A 4,298-nucleotide genomic window follows, 5' to 3' on the forward strand; every position below is an offset into this window, starting at 1 on the left:
TCGGTGGCGCCACGCGCATGCCGGCGGTACAGCAAATGGTCGCCACGTTGTTTGGGCGCCTGCCTTATCGGCATCTTGATCCGGACACCATCGTGGCGCTGGGCGCAGCGACGCAGGCGGCATGCAAGGCGCGGGACGGTGCGGTGGAAGAGTTGATTCTGACCGATGTCTGTCCGTATACGCTGGGGATTTCGACCATGCGTGGCGAAGACATCAAAGGCGCTTTCTCACCGATCATCGAACGTAACACCATCATCCCGACCTCAAGGGTGGAGCGTTACCACACGACATCTCCACGACAGGAAGTCGTCCGTATTGCGGTCTATCAGGGCGAACGTCCGTGGGTACGCGACAACATTTTTATCGATGCTTTCGATGTCACGCTGACGCCCAGCGATGATATCCAGGCGCTGGATGTGCGATTCAGTTATGACATCAACGGCTTGCTCGAAGTTGACGTTACCCTGCCAGGGACGGGCGAACGCCACAGCCACAGCATTGACCGCAGCCCGACCGGACTCGATGCGCAATCGCGGCAAACCAGTCATGAACGCTTGAGTACGCTGAAAATTCACCCCCGCGACACTCTGCCCAATCGAACCCTGCTGGCTCGACTGGAACGGGCGTGGACGCAAAGTCTGGGCGAAGAACGCCAGCGGATTGCCGACTGGCTGGACAGTTTCACCACGGTGCTGGGCGACCAGCGATCGGAAGAAATCGCCAGCCACCGCTCACAACTAAACAAGGTACTGGATGAGTTACGCCTCTAACCGATAAGTCGCCGCAAGGTCGCCTGCAAACCACCGGACAACGTATCTTCACCGCCACTGTCCGGTGGCACGCCATAACGATTGGGCAGCTTCTCTCCGGGAAAACCGAACAGTATCAGCGGCAGGAACGGCAATACCGGCGACAGCATTACCAAAATCAGCAACATCGGAATGCCCCGCCCCATGTCATGCAAACGGCGCAGGACCGCACCGAGCAGAAACGCCAGGCCCAGTAGCAACACGACGATGCCGGATACAGGCGTACCGCTGAGCAACGCCGCCACGGGCGTCACCAGCAACGCGCCAATGACCTGCCAGATAAACGCCCCGCGCCCCAGCCGGGTACCCAGGCTCCAGAACGCAGCGGCAGGGGTTGGACGGGTCGTTGCCTTGGCTAACAGCAAACGCTCGGACCACGACAGCAATGCGCTGAATGCGAAGCGCAAACCGAGTCCATTTTCCGAGTCATCCTTGGCCCGCTGCATGCGCAACAGAACCTTCTGCCTTGGCAAGCCCAGATTGCCAAAACGCACCAGATCCTTCAGCACATCCAGCGCCAGGTAAAAGGCGTCGCTGACACCCTCCTCCGCGAGAGCCTCACGGGGCGGGTGAACAGGCTCACCCTTGATCAGACTGTGACGGAAGCCGTCGAACCAGTCCTGTGGATTGACCACCTCGGTGATACTTTCCAGCAGGTATTTACGCTGTTGCGCAGTGAGCAACGGATCGTGGTAAAGGACTCCACCCAAGAGCATGCGCCCGAGCAAATCTTCGTTGAAGCTGGCGATGTCGCTGCGCATGCACTCGAACAAACGGTCATTACCCAACAGCCGAGTGCTATCGAGCGCCTCATGCACACTGAACAACTTGCGCGCGAGCAGCGAGTGCACCGGATCCGCCGCTTGCAGCCAGCCGAGCAGGCCACTGGCGCTGCCCTGCTCGCGACTCAGGCGACAGAGCAGCGGCTGCAAACGGGCCAAGGGGTGTTCACGCGCAATGTTCATGGCGTCGACGCAGTGTGCCGATTGCGCGCCCAGCCAACGCGTCGGATCGTCGAGGGTGGCCAGCAGGTAAATCGCCTGACGATGCCATTCCCAGACATCAGAGTAGCTATCGACGGCCGGAAGCAGCATTCCTTGCGCGGCCAGTTGCGCTTGCAACTTGAGCCCCGCAAGCCGTTCGTCACGTTTGTCGAGACTGAACGCTTCGGCAAGCCGCGCCAGCGATCGGGCGTCGTAAGCGCGCAAACGGCGCATCCACAGCAGGCTGAGCTCAAGCGGTTCGCCCTTTTCCAGCGCCGACGGCAGTGTCGATGCCGAGTCGCTGGCCAGAAACGCTTCCAGGGCCTGAGGAATCGGCGCTCGGGTCAACCAGCAGATCTGCTGCCCGGCCTGATACTGCAAGCCTTCCAACACCAGTTGATCGAGCACATCCTCCGGCTCGGATGCCTCCATGATGCGTCGCAGCAATGGCACATCACCGCGGTGCAAAGCCCAGGCATGCTGGTAGAGCGTTTGCAACGGACGGTCATCACTGTCAATGATCAGCGCCGCCAACAACGGCAACTCGTCACCACTGACACGCCATTCGACAAATGCACCGGCAATGTCCTGCAACTCGAGCTGCCTGGCCCTGAACCAACGCCCGAGTGTTTCCGGGCGCTGTGATGGACTGCCGTACTCTTGAGTGACATCGCCTAGATCCTCGGACCAGTCGCGGAAGTTTTCCAGACGATCAAAGGCCTGAATCAGCAGCGGCAGGCGTTGAGGCTGATGTCGCGCGCACAATGCCAGTAACCACGTCGCCGCTTTCGGATGCTGATGTCCGCGCCAGAGCCGCACCCACGCCTGCAGTGCCAACTCTTCCATTCCCAGCGCACTTCGCTGACAGGCCAACAGATACAGCCAGTCGACATCTTCAGGCGCAAGCCGATGCTGCTCGCTGATAATGTCGAGAAAGTCTTTGTTGGCGATATCAGCCTGACTGAACTGTATGGCCAGGCGTTGCAATAACCCGTCATCAGCAGGCAGCGGGATGCAAGTGTGCAGGCCGGCGAAATGACGGTAGTCGTCGAGCGATGCCTCTCGGTGCAGGTGATTCAGGGTTCGCACATACCAGAGAGTTTCCAACTGCGCGACAGCGGGCCAATGGCTCATCAACGAGGTGTCGAACGGATCCGCCGCGCTGATCCGCTGCAAAAACTCGTCGACATGCCGTGCGTTGTCGAAATCCAGATCCAGCATGCGGCTTCCCCAGCCCAGGCGCTGGGCCAACAAACGGGCGCAGACATGGGAAATCGGGCCGGCGTCGAGCAACTCGCGCAGCAATGGCCAGCAAACTTCGTCCAGCACCTCCAGCGGCAGGCGGTCCAGCTCAAGGTTGAATGCATGCCAGGCCACCGGCTGGAAGCGACGCGCTGGATCAAGCAGCAGTGCTTCAAAGTCGCCCATCGTCTGATCGGCAGGACTGATCTCATCAGCAACCGGTTGATCCGACTCCACGGCTTCCTCGCGGGCAAAGCGTAATGCCAGCTCATAAGCCTCACGCAGCGCCTGAAAACCTTCCGGATCGGTTTCCGGATGGTGCTGCGGCAAGCGCGCGCGATAGGCGCCGCGAATGATGTCGTTGTCTTTGGTGGGCTCGATACCCAAGCGAATCCAGCAGCTCATGACCAGTCGAACCCCCCTAGCGAATCAGGCCGCTCGGGTGGATGCAAGGGCATGTCCCAGGGCAACTGTGCGAACAGCGCGCGCGCATCACGATCAAGCTTTCTGATGACCACGGTGGTGCCTATGTAATCGCCTTGCCGGTCATATTCGTGCTCCAGCTCTTCATCTTTGTTGCCCAGGCAATGCCAGAAGGCTTTGCCGAAGACAAAGCCGTTAAGGTAGCTCGTCCAACTGTCGTAGTAGTAGCGCGCGCGTGCCGCCATGCGACCATGCAGCCAAAGGCTTTCGGTGAGATCAATCCAGCCGTGCAGCACTGCAGAACGCAGCAGAAAACCCATGCGACCAAGGTCCCAGGCACGGATGCCACCTGAACCGCACTCGCCAAATGTGCGACTGGCGAATTCGTAGAAAGCTCGCTGGCGAGTGTCGAGTGTTGCGAGCAAGGCCTGCCATTCGGACGGCAGACACCTCTGCCACTGCCGATAGGCTTCGTTCAACTGCGTAGCGTGGCCGTCATCGGCAGTACGCAGCATGTCCAACAGCTGTTCGCGCGTAGTGATGCCCCAACCACCTTCGACATCGACATGTTTGAGGTCAAAGCAATAGGTGGGCGCGGTGTAATCGGCGTCGGGATTGAGGGCGACCAAAGGCGCAGAAAGCGCGTATAGCCAGCGCTGTTCCATTTCGTCCATGAACAAAGGCTCCGGGGCCAGCGGGAATTAGGGGGGGCTGGCCTTGTTGGCGCGGATTGTAAAGAGCCACAAAGCCAGCGGCAAACGTTGCGTCGGCTTTCTTTGCGCGCAGAAAAAAGGCCCCGACGTATCGGGGCCTTTCGTTCAGCGGCTTATCGCCGGTTCGG

3 protein-coding genes are annotated in these 4,298 nt (G+C 59.9%); 1 reads left to right on the forward strand and 2 read right to left on the reverse strand.

The features are described from left to right. The coding region (locus tag D6877_RS15390; protein ID WP_153189068.1) for an Hsp70 family protein at nucleotides 1–770 on the forward strand (770 nt) is incomplete at its 5' end. Here D6877_RS15390 and D6877_RS15395 read toward each other — a convergent pair. Then, nucleotides 767–3,439, reverse strand: a complete 2,673-nt coding sequence (locus D6877_RS15395; protein WP_130911348.1) for a DUF805 domain-containing protein — start codon at nucleotides 3,437–3,439, stop codon at nucleotides 767–769. The genes D6877_RS15390 and D6877_RS15395 overlap by 4 nt on opposite strands. Beyond that, nucleotides 3,436–4,122 carry a DUF1266 domain-containing protein gene (locus D6877_RS15400; RefSeq protein ID WP_347233418.1) on the reverse strand — a complete coding sequence of 229 codons (687 nt, stop codon included), beginning with the start codon at nucleotides 4,120–4,122 and terminating at the stop codon, nucleotides 3,436–3,438. The genes D6877_RS15395 and D6877_RS15400 overlap by 4 nt, the downstream gene beginning before the upstream one ends. Nucleotides 4,123–4,298 lie beyond the last annotated feature (176 nt).

This window comes from Pseudomonas sp. Sample_9 (assembly GCF_004307535.1).
In the GTDB taxonomy this organism is placed as follows: domain Bacteria; phylum Pseudomonadota; class Gammaproteobacteria; order Pseudomonadales; family Pseudomonadaceae; genus Aquipseudomonas; species Aquipseudomonas mercuritolerans.

What these genes read in the sequence shown, in the direction of transcription:
- D6877_RS15395 (WP_130911348.1), bottom strand. Translation starts at nt 3,439, where the DNA reads ATGAGCTGCTGGATTCGCTTGGGTATCGAGCCCACCAAAGACAACGAC.
- D6877_RS15400 (WP_347233418.1), bottom strand. Translation starts at nt 4,122, where the DNA reads ATGGAACAGCGCTGGCTATACGCGCTTTCTGCGCCTTTGGTCGCCCTC.